The sequence below is a fragment of the Mesorhizobium sp. M1006 genome, from assembly GCF_040318825.1.
Lineage (GTDB): Bacteria > Pseudomonadota > Alphaproteobacteria > Rhizobiales > Rhizobiaceae > Mesorhizobium.
Genome location: NZ_JAMYMZ010000008.1, coordinates 102,550 through 117,528 on the forward strand (window position 1 = coordinate 102,550; position 14,979 = coordinate 117,528).

Genomic DNA, 14,979 nt, shown 5'->3' on the forward strand with positions numbered 1-14,979 from the left:
CATTTGCGGCCCGAAGGATTAGACCGCCTTGCGGGCGACGTAGTGAATGTCGCTGCGGCTGATGCCGAGATCGGTCAGTTCACGGGTGCTCAGGCGGCTCAGCTCGGACACGGTGTCCCTATAGCGGCGCCAGTTGCGATAGTTGCGGATCAGGTTCATGGTAGTCTCGTTTCGTCTTTCTTTCGGATCATTCCGTCTTTGTGTGCACCGTGAAAATAGGTGGGGTCATATCGATTTAAAAGCGCTATTGGTGCATGGCAGCAATGCAAATTGTGCAATGCAGCATTAACGCGCGTCCAGTTTTCCGCCCAGATCGGAAAATGCCGTTAGGTCAAACGCTTGGCCGGACGAGCTAAAAGAACCAAGGAAAGGGGGAGGGGCATGGCGAGCTATTCGTCACGGGTCAGGTCGGATATCGCGCGATGGCAGCAGGCCGGCCTGATCGACGCGCCGACAGCCGAGGCTCTAACGCGCGACGTCGAGGCAAACGAACGCAAATCGCTGAGTTTCGGCTCGATCCTGGCGATGATGGCGGCGCTGCTGTTCGGCGCGGCTATCCTGATCTTCATCGCCGCCAACTGGGAAGTCATTCCGCGGCTGGTGCGGGTCGCGGCACTTTTTGCCGTTATCCTTGCCGGCTATGTCGGCGGCGCGATGTTGAAGATGCGCGACCATGCGGCGATCGGCGAAGCACTGTGGATCGTCGCGGCTGCGGCATTCGGCGGTTCGATCGCGCTGATCGGCCAGATGTATCATTTGTCGGGCGACGAGGCCTCGGCCTTGATCACCTGGGGCGCCGGCACGACGCTGGCGGCGGTGGCGCTGCGCTCAAACCCACTGACCGTCGCTGCCGTCGGCATCGCCGATGCCTGGCTGTTCCTGAGAGGGTTCGACTACTTCCGGCGCACGGAATTTCCGCATCTCTTCGTGGTCATGGCGCTAATACTGTTCGCCGTTTCGTTCTGGACGCGCAGCCAGGCGGCGCGCCACCTGATCATCCTGTCGGTCCTTTTCTACCTCGTGCTGTTGGCCATGGAATACGACACGCTGCAAGTCGCCATCCCGCTCGTTGCCGCGTCGGTGCTGCTTTTTACCGCTGCGATCTTTGCTGCCGGGCCGGTCGAGAGGGTTTTGCAACTCGGCGGCAGGTTGCCCTTGCACGCGCTGATCGGCTTTCTCACCGGCCTGGCGATGATCCAATTCGAACTGGCGGATGAAAGCAGCTACAATGGCGGCTTTGCCATTGCCTCGGCTGTTGCGCTGGCCGGCATCATCGCGGCGATCGTGCTGGGCGGCCGCGAGAGCCGGGGACTGCGCTGGGTTGCCTATGCGGGCTTCGCCTTCGAACTCGCCATCATCTATGTGGTGATGCTGCAATCAATGCTCGACACGGCAGGCTTCTTCCTTGCGGCGGCGGTGCTGCTCGCCGTTCTTGCTTTCATTATCATCCGCATAGAAAGGCGCATGAACGCCTCGAACATGACAGGAGCGGCGGCATGATGACCGGCAAAAGACTGATCATCTCGGCGCTGGTCCTGGCGCTCGTCCAGATCGGCTTTCTGAGCTGGATCATCGCCGGACGCGCGGCGATCCTGCGCGATGGCAAGCAGGTCCTGCTCAAGGTCGAGCCGATCGATCCGCGCGATCTCTTGCGCGGTGACTACATTCTGCTCGGCTACGACATTTCACGCATACCGGTGAAACTGATCGGCAACATTCCGGCCGGCAAGCTTTCCAGCGAGGAAACGTCGATCGTGGTCAGGCTGAAGCAGGGCGCCGATGGCTATTGGGGGTCGACCGCGGCTTGGTTCGGGCAAGCGCCGGCGCCGGCAGCATCCGATGAAGCCGATATCGTCGGACACGTCTCCGAGGGCTGGAATATCAGCCAGGGAGCAACGACGATCGCGCCGGATTACGGCATCGAGCGCTTCTATCTGCCGGAAGGCGAGGGGATGGCGATCCAGAACGACATGCGGGTGCGGCCGTTCGGCATCCGCGTGGCGATTGCGGCCAACGGCACGGCGCAGATCAAAGCGCTGATGGATGGCGACAAGACACTGTTCGAGGAGCCGCTTTACTAGATCGCGCTACGGCCTTGGCAATGATCTCCTGCGCCAAGGCTCGGAGGAGCTTCGAGTGGCCTGCCACCCCAAGCTCGAAGAGCGAAGGGTGGTGCGGATGAAGGGACTCGAACCCCCACGCCTTTCGGCACTGGAACCTAAATCCAGGGCGTCTACCAATTCCGCCACATCCGCATTGCCCGGCCAATCCCATGTAGCCATCATTCTGTCAATGTCAGAGCCCACATCGGCATCATTGGCCGGAATGCAAAGATGGTTGAAAATCAGCGTCGCCTGTGACAAAAGGCGTGTCGAATGTGACGGGACGCGACGATCCGCTTCTGCAGAATGTGATAAGAAGTAGGAAAAACAAAGACTTATTCACATTTTGGAGCGTATTTCTGGAGGATTTGTGCCGCGTTGAGCGGACAGATCGCCAAGTCCCGCACCAAAAGCCATTCCCGGCAAGATCATACCGGCAGGCTGTAAACGGCAGGGGCCGTTTGACGGCCTCATTGGTGGAAACAAAGGTTTTATGATGCAGGTCACCGAAACGCTCAACTCCGGTCTCAAGCGCGAGATCAAGATCACCGTGCCGGCCGGTGACATGGAAGCCAAGCTGATGGCGCGGCTCTCCGATGCCAGGAACAAGGTCCGCATCAACGGCTTCCGCCCCGGCAAGGTGCCGGTGCAGCATCTGCGCAAAGTCTACGGCAAGTCGTTCATGGCCGAAGTGGTCAACGAGATCCTCAATGATTCGACCCGTTCGATCATCACCGGGCGCGGCGAAAAGGCCGCCATGCAGCCCGAAGTGATCATGACCGAGGACGAGAAGGAAGCCGAGAAGATCCTGGCAGGCGGTGCCGATTTCGAGTTCCGCCTGAACTATGAGGTCATTCCGCCGATCGAGATCAAGGATTTCTCCGACATCAAGGTGACGCGCCAGGTGTTCGACGTGCCGGATGAAGAGATCGACGAGCAGGTCAAGCGTGTCGCTGAATCCGCCCGCACTTACGAGCCGAAGACCGGCAAGGCCGCCGAGGGCGACCGTGTGACCATCGATTATGTCGGCAAGATCGACGGCGAAGCCTTCGGCGGCGGCGCCGGCACCGATCAGCCGCTGGTGCTCGGCTCGAAGGAATTCATCCCCGGCTTCGAGGACCAGCTGGTCGGCAGCAAGGCCGGCGACGAGAAGCAGGTCACGGTTACCTTCCCGGAAAACTACCAGGCGGCGCATCTGGCCGGCAAGGAAGCCACTTTTGACGTGACGGTCAAGGAAGTGTCGAAGCCCGGCGCGCTTGAGATCAACGACGAGATGGCCAAAAATCTCGGCCTTGAATCGCTGGAGCGCCTGCGCGAGGTGGTGCGCGGTCAGATCGAGAACCAGTTCGGCTCGATAACGCGCCAGAAAGTCAAGCGGCAGTTGCTCGACCAGCTCGACGCTGCCTACTCGTTCGAGGCGCCGTCCAAGCTAGTCGAGGCCGAGTTCAACAACATCTGGAACCAGGTCAATCGCGATCTCGAAGCTGCCGGGCGCACCTTTGCCGACGAAGAGACGACTGAAGAAGAAGCGCGTGCAGAATATATGCGGCTTGCCGAGCGCCGTGTGCGTCTCGGTCTGGTTCTCGCCGAAATCGGCGAGAAGGCCGGCGTCACGGTGACGGACGAGGAATTGCAGCGCGGCCTGTTCGAGCAGGTGCGTCGCTATCCGGCCAACCAGCAGCAGGAAGCCTTCGAATTCTATCGCAACAATCCCGAAGCGCTGAACACGTTGCGCGCGCCGATGTTCGAAGAGAAGGTGGTCGACCATCTGCTCGGCCAGATTTCGGTCACCGACGTCAAGGTCAGCAAGGAAGAGCTGCTGGCCGACGAGGAGGATACGGATACAACCAAGGCCAAGCCGGCGAAGAAGGCGGCTGCGAAAAAAGCGGACACCAAGAAGGCCGACGACGACGCTGAAGAGCCGAAGAAAAAGGCCGCGCCGAAGAAGAAGGCCGCCAAGGACGCTGAATAACGTCCCTGCTGAATTCCGAAAGGCCGCCTTCTCGAGGCGGCCTTTTTCGTTGTGGCACAGACGCAACGGATTTCACGCATCTGGCGCTCGAGGTAGCGATATGAAGCTTTGATGATTATCTGCGCTGGGTTGCTGACCGCAGCGGTTGTTGGAGGCATCGTTGAGACAGTTCTTCGGTATCGGAAGCGTGGCGGCGGCGTTCCTGCTTGCGTCGGTCTGTGGCATTGCCCAGGCTGATACGGTTCTCGACAACTGGCGGTTCGACAAGAGCAGCGATGGCCTTGTCACCGCCTCGCTTTATGCGACCAACAAGCTCATCACCGGCGGCGGCGCATTGAGCTACAGCCCGGTTTTGACGATCGCGTGCCGGACCGCCGGCGAACCGCGTTGGAGCGAATGGCTGCAGCTGAGCGACACCGTTTCCGCCAGCCGAACCATCGCCATGTCGGTGACTGTCGGCCAATCCGGCAAGCTCAACGAAAGCTGGTCGGTCGGCCCGCGCAGCAGGATGCTGGTCCGCGACGGTGCCGACGGCATCAGGCGACTGATTGCCGCGGACCGGCTGCTGCTGTCCTGGCGGTTCGGGCTGCTGTCGGGGCGCGGCAAAGCCGAGTTTGACCTCACCGGAGTTGAAGAGGCGATCGGCCGGATCGCCGCCAGCTGCAACACCAAATTGCCTTGAGCAGATTGTCCGCATTAAACCTTGGCACGGCCGAACTCTATCTGCCGGCCGGGTTCCGTGGTATGTAGGTGCCGCAACCCCAGGCAGTGGATATCCGTTCTGCCATTCAAGAGCGCATGCCAGCGGACTAAATGTCGGCCTGTGCAGGTCAGCCAGGGCAAATTGGCGATCAGGGAGGAAATGCCATGCGTGCCTTTGTGTTTTTTGTCATCATGTCCGTCGCCACCGTCATTGCCGGCCCCTCGCGGGCACAGGATGCCGCGGCGGGTGAGAAGGTCTTCGCCAAATGCAAGGTCTGCCATATCGCGGACAAGGATCAGAACAAGGTCGGCCCGTCCTTGAACGGCGTCATCGGCCGAACGGCCGGCACGCATCCAGGGTTCAGCTATTCCAAGGCCATGACCGAGGCCGGCAAGTCCGGCGTCAAATGGGATGAGGCCACGCTGACGACCTACCTTCACGATCCCAAGGCGATGGTCAAAGGAACCAAGATGGCATTCCCCGGCCTCAAGAAGGACGAGGACGTCGCCAATGTCATTGCTTATCTGAAGCAATTCTCCAAATAGCCCGGCTCTTCCGCCGGATCTTGGTATAGCAAACAGGTCGAGGCATAGCCTCGGCCGCAATCTGCCGGCAGTGTCGGTGGGGAGGGCGACTCGTTGCAAAAAAGACATTGGCCGGCTAGGCTGCCATTCCCATCGGTGGTCGTCTGAATGTCGACTGAAGAAAGCCGTCTCAAGGATACCGGCATCCGCCTCTCGGAGGCGACGGCGGGTGATTTCTTTGCGCTTTTGAAACCACGCGTCATGGCACTTGCCGTGTTTACGGCCTTCGTCGGCCTGATGATGGCGCCCGGCGTGATGAATCCAGTTATCGCCTTAATTGCCATCGGCGCAATCGCGGTTGGAGCGGGAGCCGCCGGCGCGCTCAATATGTGGTACGACGCAGACATAGACGCCTTGATGTCTCGCACGTCCAAGCGACCGATTCCGTCCGGTCGCGTCACGCCTGGCGAAGCTCTCAGCTTCGGTCTGGTGCTTTCCGCACTGTCGGTCATGACGCTCGGCGTGCTGGTGGGGTGGCTCGCCGCATCGTTGTTGGCGTTCACCATCTTTTTCTATGTCGTTATCTACACGATGTGGCTGAAGCGCTCGACGCCACAGAATATCGTCATAGGCGGCGCGGCAGGCGCCCTTCCTCCGGTGATCGGGTGGGTTGCTGCAACCGGCGCAATCGGCATTGAAAGTCTCATCCTGTTTCTGATCATTTTCCTCTGGACGCCGCCTCATTTCTGGGCGCTGGCCCTTTTCAAGGTCGGTGACTATGCCGCGGCTGGGGTCCCGATGATGCCGAATGTGGCCGGCCAGCACTCGACCAGAAAACAAATCTTCGCCTATTCGCTGCTCTTGGCGCCAATCGGCGTGCTCCCTTGGGGCCTCGGCTTCGCGAGCGGATATTACGGCACTGCTTCAGCCGCGTTGGGTGCAGGTTTCATTTGGCAGGCCTGGAAGGTTCTCGTCGCCGACAAGGAGATGAAGCCGGCAAAGGCGCTGTTTGCGTATTCGATTGTCTATCTTTTCGCAATATTTGCAGCGTTGCTTGCCGACACCATTGTAATGCGAGTGATCGCTTCAGCCGACTATTGACCCGGCTCAAAACATCACATTGGCAGAGCACAAAATCCCAGCAACAGCAGAATAACGACGCCAAGGCCGAGTATGAGAACTGTCCTTCCGTCCATGACCTTCACCTTCGACTAGAAGAGCATATCGAAGAACGGCGTCCGTAGCTAGTCAGGCTACCCGGGACCTCTTACTCCCGGGCCTTCCTACAAAGCGCGACAAGTCCCCCGCATGAGAGTATATTGATCATGGTGCAGGTCGCGGTTTGCGTGGGCCAATCATGCGGAACGGCAGCACCGTAAAACGCGACCTTACCGGACCTGGTCTGGAGGAATGGTCATGGCAAGCTTTCACGTAATAGCAGGCGCCAGCGAGACGCTGGAACACACCAGAATTCGAAAAATCGGTGTCTCCGATCTTTTTGATGCGCTCAGGCGTGGCGTCGATGATTTCATGGTCAAGCCGTCGCACATCGTTTTTCTCTGCCTGATCTATCCGATTGCGGGTGTCGTGCTTGCTGTCTGGACATCAGGTAACAACACGCTGCCATTGCTGTTTCCGCTTGTGTCCGGCTTTGCACTGATTGGTCCGTTCGCGGCGATCGGCCTCTATGAGATCAGCCGGCGACGGGAAGCCGGGCTCGACGCCTCGTGGAGGCACGCCTTTGAGGTCAGGAGTTCTCCAGCACTGCCGGCTATTGCAGCGGTCGGCGTCATGCTGCTTGCGATCTTCATCGCCTGGCTTTTGACGGCCCAGATATTCTACCAGACCCTGTTCGGCCCGGCGCCGCCGCAATCGCTGTCCAGTTTCATCGGTGAAATATTTGCCACGGGACGCGGCTGGACGCTCATCATCCTGGGTCACGCCATCGGCTTCGTGTTCGCCGCGGTTGTGTTGTGCACCACGGTCGTCGCATTCCCGTTGTTGCTCGACCGCGATGTCGGCGCCTACGAAGCCATCCACACCTCGGTGCGCGTTGTCCTGGCCAACCCGATCGTGATGGCCGTGTGGGGCCTTATCGTCGCCGTCGCCCTGATCGTCGGCTCGCTGCCAGTGTTCGCCGGGTTGGCAGTCGTGCTGCCGATCCTTGGTCATGCGACCTGGCATGTCTATCGGAAAGTTGTAGAATCGCCGCCGGCCACCAGACCGTGAGCTGAAAAAAACCTGCCCTGCGCGCACCGGTGAAAGTGCCGGTGCGGGCAGGGTGGGGCAGAGCTTTCAATAGGCCGGGTGGCTGAAACGGGCCTGGCGTGCGTCCTTTGTCAGGTCGCGGAAATCCTTGCCGCTCACATGCACCAGCGTCCTATGGTCACCGCCCTCGAAATAGATTTCGGGAGCGTCGCCGAGGCTTTCATCGAGGACCACTGGCACATCATAGGCAGCGCCGATCGGCGGCACAGCGCCGACATCGCAATCGCCGAACAACGAGACCACCTCGTCTTCGGAGGCAAGTCCAAGAGGCTTCTCCATGACATCCTGCAATGTCGCGAGTTCTATCCTGTGCGTGCTTGGAACCACGGCGAGCGCGTAGCCACGGTCGTGGTGAACGACCACCGATTTGGCCATTATGCTGCCAGGCACATGTGCCGCAATGGCGGATTGTCTGCTTGTCGCCGTGCGGTGATGCTCGACGGTGTCGTAGGAAATTCCTTTCCTATCGATGAAGTCCTTCAGTCTGTTTGCGATGGTCATCTTGGGCGCCCCTTGCTGGTGTTCGCGACGCATGTGGAAACGCCGGCATCGCCTGTCGTTTCCGATACCAACAGAAATGGACCAGCCGTGGATTGTTTCAAGGCGAAGGCTCCAGGACCGGACGGCCCGGATCCGGATTGCATGTCAGGGCCCGGCCCCGAAAAACGCCATTCGGGTGAGAAGCGTGTAGTCCGCTTCGAAGACCATCATCGTCACGAACACCAGAACCAGCACCGGCGGCAGAATAATTGCATATGCCAGTGCCAGCCGTTCCCAGGCCATGTGCATGAAGATGGCGACGATCAGTCCTGCCTTGAGGATCATGAAGATCAGGATCAGCGACCATCTGAGATAGCCGTGGAGACCGAAATAGTCGACCAGATAGGAGCAGGTGCTGAGGATGAACAACCACGCCCAGACCACCAGATAGAGCTTGATCGGGTGCTCCTGATGAACCTCCGCCGGGGTAACGCCGGTCGTCGTCGCATCATGGGTACGGGCGCTGTCCAGTGCGTGTTGTCCCAGGCCGTTTGCGGTTGCTTCAGCCATGTCCTGCCTCTCACCAAAGATAGAAAAATGCGAAAATGAACACCCAGACCAGGTCGACGAAATGCCAGTAAAGCCCCATGATTTCGACGTTCTCGTAGCGGCCCCTTCGGCTGGTGAAGAAGCCGGGCCGTCCGACATCGTAATCCCCGCGCCAGACCTTTCGCGCCACGATGATCAGGAAGATCACCCCGATCGTCACGTGCGTGCCGTGGAAGCCGGTGATCATGAAAAAGGATGCGCCGAACTGGGCAGCGCCCCAGGGATTGCCCCAAGGCCGCACGCCCTCGGTGATCAGCTTGGTCCATTCGAAGGCCTGCATGCCGACAAAGGTCGCGCCGAGTGCTGCGGTCAAGAGCATCAGCACTGCCGTTTTGCGGCGGTCGCGGCGGTAGCCGAAATTGACCGCCATGGCCATCGTTCCGCTGCTCGAGATCAGCACGAAGGTCATGATGGCGATAAGGATCAGTGGAATGTCGGAGCCACCGATGCGCAGGGCGAAGACCTCGCTCGGATTGGGCCACGGCACACGTGTTGAGATACGCGCGGTCATGTAGGAGAGCAGGAAGCAGCCGAAGATGAACGTGTCGCTGAGCAGGAAGATCCACATCATGGCCTTGCCCCAGGACACGTTTTTGAACGCCCGCTGATCCGAGGACCAGTCGGCGGCGATGCCTTGCCAGCCTGCGGGCCGCGGCTCTGTTCGGCCGATGTGGGCCAGTGTCGTCTCTGCCATCCGCCCGTTCCTCCTAGGTCAGCAACCCTCGGCAAATGTCGATTAAAGTCGAAGCCCAGCCGGCCAGAAGCGCAAAGATGGCGAGCCAGACGAAAAGCAGGAAATGCCAGTACATGGCGCACAGCTCGACACTGAGGCGAAGCCGCTGCGGCTGCGCTCCGTTCCAGGCGCCGACGCTCGTTCTGCCCAGCCCGACCAGTCCTCCCAGTATATGCAGGCCATGCATTCCCGTTAGCAGGTAGAAGAAGCTGTTGGCCGGATTGGATGCCAGAAAATAGCCATCCGCACTCAGTTCCCGCCATGCCACAAGCTGTCCAATCAGGAAGACGAGTGCCGTGAGTCCAGCGGTGGCGAGGCCGAGCCTGACCATATCCACTTGACCCTTGCGCACCGCGAGCGAAGCGCACTGTATCGCGATGCTGCTCAAGACCAGTACGCCGGTGTTAAGCCAGAGCAGGGGCGGGATGGGCAGCGGCCGCCAATCCGACAGCGCCATGCGCATGAAGTAAGCACTGGTGAACAGCGCGAACAGGCAGCCGACGACGGCAAGGAAGACGCCGAGACCGATCTTTGCGGTCGGCAGCGCCGATCGGTCCAGAGCGACAAAATCCCCGATCATACCTTGCTCGAGCCACGGCTTCGTCATTAGCCGCTGATGGGAAAGCCACCACCCGGCAATACCGGCGATCACGAGCAGGAAGACCAGGATTACGCTCATGCCGGCTCCCTGGAGGGCGCGAAGGAGCCCGGAACGTTTTGCGGTATGAAGTCCTCCTTGGCTCCCGGTACGCTGTAGTCATAGGCCCAGCGATAGACGATCGGCAGATCCTTGCCGAAATTGCCGTGGGCGGGCGGTGTTTCGGGCGTCTGCCACTCGAGCGTCGTTGCCCGCCACGGATTGCCGCCAGCCTCACGGCCATGGCGGATGCTCCAGATGAGATTGAACAGAAACACAATCTGAGCAAAACCGACTATAAAAGCCATGATGCTGATAAACGAGTTCAGGTGGTGGGCCGATTCCGTCATGATCGTCATGTCGGTCAATTCGTTGTACCGCCGCGGCACGCCCATCAAGCCGAGATAGTGCATGGGAAAGAAGATCAGATAGGCGCCGAGGAAGGTGACCCAGAAATGGAACCGGCCCAGTGTCTCGTTCAGCATCCGGCCGGTGACCTTCGGATACCAGTGATAGATCGCGCCGAAGATTACGATGATCGGGGCAACCCCCATGACCATATGGAAATGGGCGACGACGAACATCGTGTCCGACAGCGGAACGTCGACGACGACATTGCCAAGAAATAGCCCAGTCAACCCGCCATTGACGAAGGTGACGATGAAGGCCAAGGCAAAAAGCATCGGTATGGTGAGGTGGATGTCGCCGCGCCACAGCGTCAGCACCCAATTGTAGACCTTGATGGCTGTTGGGACAGCGATGATCAATGTCGTTGTGGCGAAGAAAAAGCCGAAATAGGGATGCATGCCACTGACATACATGTGGTGCGCCCAGACCACGAAGCTCAGCGCGCCGATGCCGACGATGGCCCAGACCATCATGCGGTAGCCGAAGATGTTCTTGCGCGCATGGGTGCTGATCAGGTCGGATACGATGCCGAAGGCCGGAAGCGCCACGATGTAGACTTCCGGATGGCCGAAGAACCAGAACAGATGCTGGAACAGGATCGGGCTGCCGCCGCCGTGCTGCAACTGTTCGCCCATCTCGACGATCGCCGGCATGAAGAAGCTGGTGCCGAGCGCCCGGTCGAGCAGCATCATCACGCAGGCGACGAACAGCGCCGGGAAGGCGAGCAGTGCCATGACGGTGGCGGTGAAAATACCCCAGACAGTAAGCGGAAGGCGCATCAGCGTCATGCCGCGCGTGCGCCCCTGCAGCACCGTCACGACATAGTTCAAGCCGCCCATGGTAAAGCCGACGATGAACAGGATCAGCGAGACAAGCATCAGGATGATGCCCCAGTCCTGGCCGCCTGGCGTACCGGTCATGATCGCCTGCGGCGGATAGAGCGTCCAGCCGGCACCCGTCGGTCCGCCGGGCGCAAAGAAGCTCGACACCAGGACCAGCACGGCGAGCAGATAGATCCAGTAGCTCAGCATGTTGACATAGGGAAAGACCATGTCGCGAGCACCAACCATCAACGGGATCAGATAGTTGCCGAAGCCGCCCAGGAAGAGTGCCGTGAGCAGGTAGATCACCATGATCATGCCGTGCATGGTGATGAACTGGTAGTAGGCTTCCGGGGTGATGAAGTCGAATGTGCCGGGGAAGCCGAGTTGCAGCCGCATCAGCCAGGATAGCACCAGCGCGACCATGCCGATCGCTGTCGCCGTCGCCGAATACTGGATGGCGATGACCTTGGCGTCCTGCGAGAAAACGTATTTCGTCCACCAGCTGTGCGGATGGTAGAGTTCCATTTCCGCGACTTCGGCCGGCGGTACCGCATCTGCAGGTGTGATATCGACCATAGGAACACCTCCGTGCCCTTCTCGGCCAGCCCGACAGTTCGGACTTGCCGCATTAACTTCAATCCCGACGGCGCGCCGTCGTTCCGGTTTCCTACTCTGCCGAGCCCATCTGCTGGGGCGCGGACAGCTGCGCAAAAGTCTGCTGCTGGCCAAGCCACGCCAGATAGTCTTCCTGAGTATCGACCATGACCACGCCATGCATCATCGGATGTCCCTGGCCGCAGAGTTCGGCACACAGGACCTGGAAGGTTCCGGTCTTGGTAGGAGTGAACCAGAAATAGGTGACCGAGCCCGGGATCATGTCCATCTTGGCGCGGAATTCCGGCACGTAGAAATCGTGCAGCACATCGATCGAGCGGAGCAGCATCTTGACCGGTTTGCCTACCGGGAGGTGCAGGTCGGCCGCTTCCACTACGACATCGTCCTGACCGTTGGCATCGGTGGCGATGACGCCGAGTGGATTTTCAGCGTTGACGTCGCGAGTGTCGGATGTGCCGAGCTTGCCGTCCTTGCCGGGGAGGCGGAAACTCCATTGCCACTGCTGGCCGACGACTTCGACCTCGGTTGCGTCGCTTGGAACGGTAACGAACCGGCTCCAGACGAACAGGCCTGGAACGAGCAAAGCGGTGACACCAACCGCGGTGACGACCGTCAGCCAGGATTCGAGCCGCCTGTTCTCAGGTTCGTATGCCGCCTGATTGCCTTCCCGATGACGGAAGCGGAAGACGCAATAGGCCATGAAAAGAACCACGGCGGCGAAGACGACACCGGTGATCCAGAAAGTTATGATGATGGTGTTGTCGATATAGTCCCAGTTCGAGGCAATCGGCGTCCACCACCATGGGCTCAGGAAGTGGAACAACACCGAGCCCACGACTATCAGAACGAGTACAAGCGCAACGGCCATGTCCCGGTTCCTCCCGGTATTCCAAGCGGCGCAAGCCGTCCCGGGAAATACCAAGTGCATCATAACTTGATTTGCGATGAAAATTCTAGAGCCGGCTGTGGGAAGGGCAAAAATACCATTTCGCGGCGCTGGCGGTCCTTCGGTTCGGCGGTGATCAGCGGCAGGCCCTCATCTATTTCCAGCTCACCCGCCCGATGCGGCCACGCGGCAAACATCGTCAGCGTGGAGTAGCCGGCAATGGCGGGCACGCCGAATGCGCCTAGCAGAACCACCGGAACGGCGATCGTCGGGGATCCCTCCACCTGCTCGACCGACAGCTCGACGAAGGGAGTGGAGCCACTTTATTGGCCGGTAGATGTCACCCGCCAAACTGTGTTGCCGACGTCGTCGGCGATGAGCAGGGCCCCGGTTTTGTCGACAGCCAGGCCGACAGGCCGGCCGCGCGCCTTGTTGTCCTTGTCCAGGAAGTCAGTCACCACGTCGGTAGCGACGCCGCTCGGACGGCCGCCGCTGAATGGTACGAAAACTACCTTGTAGCCATTGAAGCGCGTGCGGTTCCAGCTGCCATGCTCGCCAACGAAGGCGCCGCCGCGATATGCCTCGGGAAGGCTGGTTGCCGCATAGAAGGCCAGCCCCAGAGGGGCGACGTGGGAACTCAGTGCATAATCCGGAACGATCGCTTTTGCGACCAGGTCCGGACGTTGGGGCATGACGCGGGGATCGAGATGCTGGCCGTAATAGCTGTATGGCCATCCGTAGAAGCCGCCATCCTTTACCGAGGTCAGATAATCCGGCACGAGATTGGGGCCGAGCTCGTCGCGTTCATTGATCACTGCCCAGAGCGCCCCGGTCTGCGGCTCCCAGCTCAGGCCGTTTGGATTGCGCAAACCGCTGGCGAAAATGCGCGACCGGCCGGTGGCCCTGTCTACCTGCCAGATGGCGGCGCGGTTCTTCTCCGCCTCGATGCCGTTTTCGGCGACGTTGCTGTTCGAGCCGATGCCGACATAGAGCAGCGAGCCGTCGGGGCTTGCCACCAGGCTCTTCGTCCAATGGTGGTCGATCGGGCCGCCGGGCAGGGCGGTTAGCGGCGTCCCGGGCGCGGTGATCTTTGTGTCACCGGTGTTGTAGGGATAGCGGACGATGGAGTCGGTATTGGCGACGTAGAGATCGCTTCCCACCAGCGCCACGCCAAAGGGGGAGTTCAGGTGGTCGAGGAATACGCTGGTCAGCTCCGGCTTGCCATCGCCATCGGCGTCGCGCAGCAGCGTAATGCGGTTGCTTGGGCCGCTGTCGCCGCCCGAGGTGACCCAGGATTCGATCCAGCCCATCACCAAATCCTTGGGCCGTTTGATCGGTTCGCCACCCGGCGCCTTGGACTCGACCACCAGCACGTCGCCATTGGGCAGCACATAAAGCGACCGCGGATGCTGCAAGCCGTGGGCAAAAGCCTGGATCTGCAGCCCCTGCGCGACTGTCGGCTTCTCGTCGCTATTCCATCCGACCACGGAAGCGAGATGCATGGGCGGGAAGAAATATTGGATCGGGTCCGGCAGTTTTGGATTCGGCCCTATCTGACTGCTGGGGTCCGGGTCGTTGCCGCTGCACGCTGCAAGAGTGATCGCCGCAGTGCAAACGAGGACGGACACCGCGATGCGCCTGGTCTGACCGATGGAGCTTGCTATGCGCATCAATCCGCCACTCCGACGTGATGCCGGTACACCATGGACCAGCCCAGCCAACCAGTGAAGATGAGGACGAGCACGACAACCGCCGAGAGGATCAAGCCTGTAGGAACGATGGAGGTCCATGCATCGCGGGTGTGCACGAGCATGTTGATGATGGATAACGCCAGCGCCAGAAGATTGCCGAGCACGTGCGGCCAGGCGGGGGGCTGTGCCCTTATCAGCGGATTGGCCAGGAAATCGATCAGCCCCGCGATCGCTGCTAGGCAGCCCATGATCACGCCGACGGTAACCAGCCAAGCGGAGAAGTCAGCCCACATCATCTCCGCTGTTCGCCAATAGGCTAGATCCGTCAGCAGGGTGCCGACGAAGCAGGCGATCGGAAATGGCACGAGCATCGGATGAATAGGATGTCCCGCAATCCTGGCCGTCGAACGCGGATTGTCACCGACCATAATGCGCCATCCTTCCTATTCTCGTCCAAACAAACGCCGCCTACCCGGCCTCCGGCGGCTGTTGCCGAGAGACCGGCAGACGACCGATAGATCCGTCAG

Annotated in this window: 17 protein-coding genes and 1 tRNA gene; 7 read left to right on the plus strand and 11 right to left on the minus strand. The window is 60.2% G+C overall.

All coding sequences use genetic code 11. The features are described 5' to 3' along the window. Nucleotides 1–18: 18 nt before the first annotated feature. Nucleotides 19–159, minus strand: coding sequence for a DUF1127 domain-containing protein (locus NKH60_RS10175; protein WP_091596947.1), 141 nt, complete (start codon nucleotides 157–159; stop codon nucleotides 19–21). A 222-nt stretch (nucleotides 160–381) separates the two neighbouring features. Between NKH60_RS10175 and NKH60_RS10180 the strand changes: the two genes are divergently transcribed. Together NKH60_RS10180 and NKH60_RS10185 are read left to right on the plus strand one after the other, a co-directional pair. Continuing rightward, nucleotides 382–1,500, plus strand: a complete 1,119-nt coding sequence (locus NKH60_RS10180; RefSeq protein WP_352539749.1) for a DUF2157 domain-containing protein — start codon at nucleotides 382–384, stop codon at nucleotides 1,498–1,500. Next, nucleotides 1,497–2,081 carry a GDYXXLXY domain-containing protein gene (locus tag NKH60_RS10185; protein WP_352850152.1) on the plus strand — a complete coding sequence of 195 codons (585 nt, stop codon included), beginning with the start codon at nucleotides 1,497–1,499 and terminating at the stop codon, nucleotides 2,079–2,081. The genes NKH60_RS10180 and NKH60_RS10185 overlap by 4 nt, the downstream gene beginning before the upstream one ends. Nucleotides 2,082–2,170: 89 nt before the next feature. On the opposite strand, the gene NKH60_RS10190 is transcribed toward NKH60_RS10185, so the two are convergent. Then, nucleotides 2,171–2,255: transfer RNA gene (locus tag NKH60_RS10190), tRNA-Leu, on the minus strand. Nucleotides 2,256–2,598: 343 nt separating this feature from the next. Here NKH60_RS10190 and tig point away from each other — a divergent pair. From tig to NKH60_RS10215, 5 genes are all read left to right on the plus strand, one after another. Beyond that, the gene (gene tig, locus NKH60_RS10195) at nucleotides 2,599–4,074 is read left to right on the plus strand and encodes a trigger factor (RefSeq protein WP_352470469.1); all 1,476 of its coding nucleotides are present in this window, start codon (nucleotides 2,599–2,601) and stop codon (nucleotides 4,072–4,074) included. 160 nt (nucleotides 4,075–4,234) lie between these two features. Beyond that, nucleotides 4,235–4,756 (plus strand): hypothetical protein, encoded by a 522-nt coding sequence (locus NKH60_RS10200; RefSeq protein ID WP_352470439.1) that lies wholly within the window; start codon nucleotides 4,235–4,237, stop codon nucleotides 4,754–4,756. A 212-nt stretch (nucleotides 4,757–4,968) separates the two neighbouring features. Next, on the plus strand, nucleotides 4,969–5,322 hold the full coding sequence (locus NKH60_RS10205; RefSeq protein ID WP_502893720.1) for a c-type cytochrome: 354 nt from the start codon (nucleotides 4,969–4,971) through the stop codon (nucleotides 5,320–5,322). A gap of 147 nt (nucleotides 5,323–5,469) precedes the next feature. Beyond that, a complete protein-coding gene (locus NKH60_RS10210; protein ID WP_352500859.1) occupies nucleotides 5,470–6,402 on the plus strand; it encodes a heme o synthase in 933 nt (310 codons plus the stop codon). 315 nt (nucleotides 6,403–6,717) lie between these two features. Further along, entirely contained in the window at nucleotides 6,718–7,530 is an 813-nt protein-coding gene (locus tag NKH60_RS10215; RefSeq protein WP_352831546.1) for a DUF2189 domain-containing protein, read from the plus strand. Nucleotides 7,531–7,596: 66 nt separating this feature from the next. Here NKH60_RS10215 and NKH60_RS10220 read toward each other — a convergent pair whose 3' ends face one another. The 9 genes from NKH60_RS10220 to NKH60_RS10260 form a co-directional block, all read right to left on the minus strand. Next, the gene (locus NKH60_RS10220) at nucleotides 7,597–8,070 is read right to left on the minus strand and encodes an aminoacyl-tRNA deacylase (protein WP_352577606.1); all 474 of its coding nucleotides are present in this window, start codon (nucleotides 8,068–8,070) and stop codon (nucleotides 7,597–7,599) included. A gap of 144 nt (nucleotides 8,071–8,214) precedes the next feature. Continuing rightward, nucleotides 8,215–8,619 carry a cytochrome C oxidase subunit IV family protein gene (locus NKH60_RS10225; RefSeq protein ID WP_352470444.1) on the minus strand — a complete coding sequence of 135 codons (405 nt, stop codon included), beginning with the start codon at nucleotides 8,617–8,619 and terminating at the stop codon, nucleotides 8,215–8,217. A gap of 10 nt (nucleotides 8,620–8,629) precedes the next feature. Further along, a complete protein-coding gene (locus tag NKH60_RS10230; RefSeq protein ID WP_023678903.1) occupies nucleotides 8,630–9,352 on the minus strand; it encodes a heme-copper oxidase subunit III family protein in 723 nt (240 codons plus the stop codon). Between the two features lie 13 nt (nucleotides 9,353–9,365). Continuing rightward, nucleotides 9,366–10,070 carry a cytochrome c oxidase subunit 3 gene (locus NKH60_RS10235; RefSeq protein ID WP_352470446.1) on the minus strand — a complete coding sequence of 235 codons (705 nt, stop codon included), beginning with the start codon at nucleotides 10,068–10,070 and terminating at the stop codon, nucleotides 9,366–9,368. Continuing rightward, entirely contained in the window at nucleotides 10,067–11,836 is a 1,770-nt protein-coding gene (gene ctaD, locus NKH60_RS10240) for a cytochrome c oxidase subunit I (protein ID WP_352470447.1), read from the minus strand. Before ctaD ends, NKH60_RS10235 begins: the two co-directional genes overlap by 4 nt. A gap of 91 nt (nucleotides 11,837–11,927) precedes the next feature. Then, nucleotides 11,928–12,743 (minus strand): cytochrome c oxidase subunit II, encoded by an 816-nt coding sequence (gene coxB, locus NKH60_RS10245; protein WP_352500857.1) that lies wholly within the window; start codon nucleotides 12,741–12,743, stop codon nucleotides 11,928–11,930. Between the two features lie 59 nt (nucleotides 12,744–12,802). Then, on the minus strand, nucleotides 12,803–12,991 hold the full coding sequence (locus tag NKH60_RS10250; protein ID WP_352567649.1) for a hypothetical protein: 189 nt from the start codon (nucleotides 12,989–12,991) through the stop codon (nucleotides 12,803–12,805). 93 nt (nucleotides 12,992–13,084) lie between these two features. Beyond that, the gene (locus NKH60_RS10255) at nucleotides 13,085–14,431 is read right to left on the minus strand and encodes a PQQ-dependent sugar dehydrogenase (RefSeq protein WP_352872053.1); all 1,347 of its coding nucleotides are present in this window, start codon (nucleotides 14,429–14,431) and stop codon (nucleotides 13,085–13,087) included. Next, nucleotides 14,431–14,880, minus strand: a complete 450-nt coding sequence (locus NKH60_RS10260) for a DUF2231 domain-containing protein (RefSeq protein WP_352470450.1) — start codon at nucleotides 14,878–14,880, stop codon at nucleotides 14,431–14,433. The genes NKH60_RS10255 and NKH60_RS10260 overlap by 1 nt, the downstream gene beginning before the upstream one ends. Nucleotides 14,881–14,979 lie beyond the last annotated feature (99 nt).

Bases quoted from the DNA above. Each gene is read 5' to 3' on its own strand.
- NKH60_RS10175 (WP_091596947.1), bottom strand. From the start codon at position 159: ATGAACCTGATCCGCAACTATCGCAACTGGCGCCGCTATAGGGACACC.
- NKH60_RS10180 (WP_352539749.1), top strand. From the start codon at position 382: ATGGCGAGCTATTCGTCACGGGTCAGGTCGGATATCGCGCGATGGCAG.
- NKH60_RS10185 (WP_352850152.1), top strand. From the start codon at position 1,497: ATGATGACCGGCAAAAGACTGATCATCTCGGCGCTGGTCCTGGCGCTC.
- tig (WP_352470469.1), top strand. From the start codon at position 2,599: ATGCAGGTCACCGAAACGCTCAACTCCGGTCTCAAGCGCGAGATCAAG.
- NKH60_RS10205 (WP_502893720.1), top strand. From the start codon at position 4,969: ATGTCCGTCGCCACCGTCATTGCCGGCCCCTCGCGGGCACAGGATGCC.
- NKH60_RS10210 (WP_352500859.1), top strand. From the start codon at position 5,470: ATGTCGACTGAAGAAAGCCGTCTCAAGGATACCGGCATCCGCCTCTCG.
- NKH60_RS10215 (WP_352831546.1), top strand. From the start codon at position 6,718: ATGGCAAGCTTTCACGTAATAGCAGGCGCCAGCGAGACGCTGGAACAC.
- NKH60_RS10220 (WP_352577606.1), bottom strand. From the start codon at position 8,070: ATGACCATCGCAAACAGACTGAAGGACTTCATCGATAGGAAAGGAATT.
- NKH60_RS10225 (WP_352470444.1), bottom strand. From the start codon at position 8,619: ATGGCTGAAGCAACCGCAAACGGCCTGGGACAACACGCACTGGACAGC.
- NKH60_RS10230 (WP_023678903.1), bottom strand. From the start codon at position 9,352: ATGGCAGAGACGACACTGGCCCACATCGGCCGAACAGAGCCGCGGCCC.
- NKH60_RS10235 (WP_352470446.1), bottom strand. From the start codon at position 10,070: ATGAGCGTAATCCTGGTCTTCCTGCTCGTGATCGCCGGTATTGCCGGG.
- ctaD (WP_352470447.1), bottom strand. From the start codon at position 11,836: ATGGTCGATATCACACCTGCAGATGCGGTACCGCCGGCCGAAGTCGCG.
- coxB (WP_352500857.1), bottom strand. From the start codon at position 12,743: ATGGCCGTTGCGCTTGTACTCGTTCTGATAGTCGTGGGCTCGGTGTTG.
- NKH60_RS10255 (WP_352872053.1), bottom strand. From the start codon at position 14,431: ATGCGCATAGCAAGCTCCATCGGTCAGACCAGGCGCATCGCGGTGTCC.
- NKH60_RS10260 (WP_352470450.1), bottom strand. From the start codon at position 14,880: ATGGTCGGTGACAATCCGCGTTCGACGGCCAGGATTGCGGGACATCCT.